The 1,518-nt window shown below is 64.3% G+C and carries 1 protein-coding gene; it reads left to right on the forward strand.

The features are described 5' to 3' along the window. Positions 1 to 297 precede the first annotated feature (297 nt). Complete coding sequence (locus tag B9B60_RS17060) at positions 298 to 1,422, forward strand: hypothetical protein (protein ID WP_143445640.1); 1,125 nt, start codon at positions 298 to 300, stop codon at positions 1,420 to 1,422. Positions 1,423 to 1,518: the final 96 nt, after the last annotated feature.

The following is a 1,518-nucleotide window of genomic DNA, read 5'->3' on the forward strand; positions in this document are numbered from 1 at the left end:
TAGAAGCGTCCACCGCCGACCCCACGAGTACTGCGACGACCTCACCCCAGTGCAGGCCGAGCAGGCTCACTACGCTCACCACCAGGCCCCAGCAACCGCTGGAGTCTCAAACTAGAAGGTCTCCGGACACACCGGGGCGGTTCAGCCGACTACTTCTTCAGTGACGGGCCCGGGGTGGCGGGCGTTGTGGTTGCGCTTGCTGACGCGTCCTATGAGACAGCCCATGACCAGCGGACACCGGGATGACCGAGGGCCAAGCATCGCCGAAGTCGGTGGACTGCGTTTGACTGGTGGACCATGAGCTTCCCGGATGATCCCTGGTACCTGACCCAGCGAGCAAACGATGCCGAGGAGTTGACGAGGGCCCACAACCAACGCCGGGAAAACAGCAGCGGCAAGACGCTAATCGACGGCATTTACCATCCACACCTGGTCGACGGTCCCGGTACCTCGCCCATCGAGGCTGGTACCGGCGCCCTCGGGCAAACGTATCTGACCGCAATCGCCGGATTCTTGACCTATGTCTCGATGCCTCGACTCGATCTAGCCTACGAGCGGTCGGGACCGCTAGCGCCCCCCAAGTTCGAAGCCTACGGCGAAGACTTCGACTGGTCCGGAGCCCACTTTCCCAGCGAGCCCGACTGGCCAAAATGGGGCAGAAATTTGGGTTCGGGTCGCGTCGCCATTCGCGACTTCCGCCTGGCTGTGGACCCGGGAGATTCTGCGCCCAAGGACGCTTCGGAAGCAGTGCAGGCGGCGATCGGCGACTGGTGGCGCCTCGCGAAGGTGTGGATCGAGATCCTCACGTCCCAAGACCTTGAAGGGGCCGACAGGTTCCATTGGTCGACCGGCTCGCTGCACCTGCTCTACCGCGATCGTCTAGGCGGCGCTTGGACCACTGAGCTGCGCAGGTCGTCTCTCCGCCAGTCATGGCGGCCCAGCATGGGGTTCGGAGCGAGTGGCAGTCTCTCGTCGGCCTTTCATGCTGCTGGCTGCGGTCATGCCCCGCCGCTCGAGTGGCAGCTACTCCGCGAGGCTCTTCGGGCGTTCGAGATTGGCCAGTATCGCCGTGTCCTCATCGAGGCGGGCATCGCGGCCGAGGTGGCTCTCACCGAGTACCTCACCCGAGTTCGCCGGATGCCCAAAGCGGGCAAGCCGACCCTTGGCACGCTTGTGACAGAGGAGGAGGCCGCTGGTGATTCCAGCATCCTGCCTGCGAGATTCCGGGAGTCCGTTCTGACGGCACGCAACCAAGTCATCCATCACCGTCTGTTCCCCACGGACGACGACGCCGTGGCCGCATTCCAACTCACCGTCGACCTTCTTGAGAGGGCGTCGCCGCGCGACCGCCTGGCCGAGCCGTACGGGCTCACCGTCCGCGAAGACCCGCCCTTCGACTCGCGGGTACAGACAGGCCGCTAGCTGTACTGACCCGGGACGTTAGGTACGGGATGGGCGAGTCGGCGTGACATGAGGAAGACCTCCGAGTGAGGTGTGGAGCTGTTCAGGAACACACAC

Origin of the sequence: Janibacter indicus (genome assembly GCF_900176385.1) — a bacterium.
GTDB lineage: Bacteria > Actinomycetota > Actinomycetes > Actinomycetales > Dermatophilaceae > Janibacter > Janibacter indicus.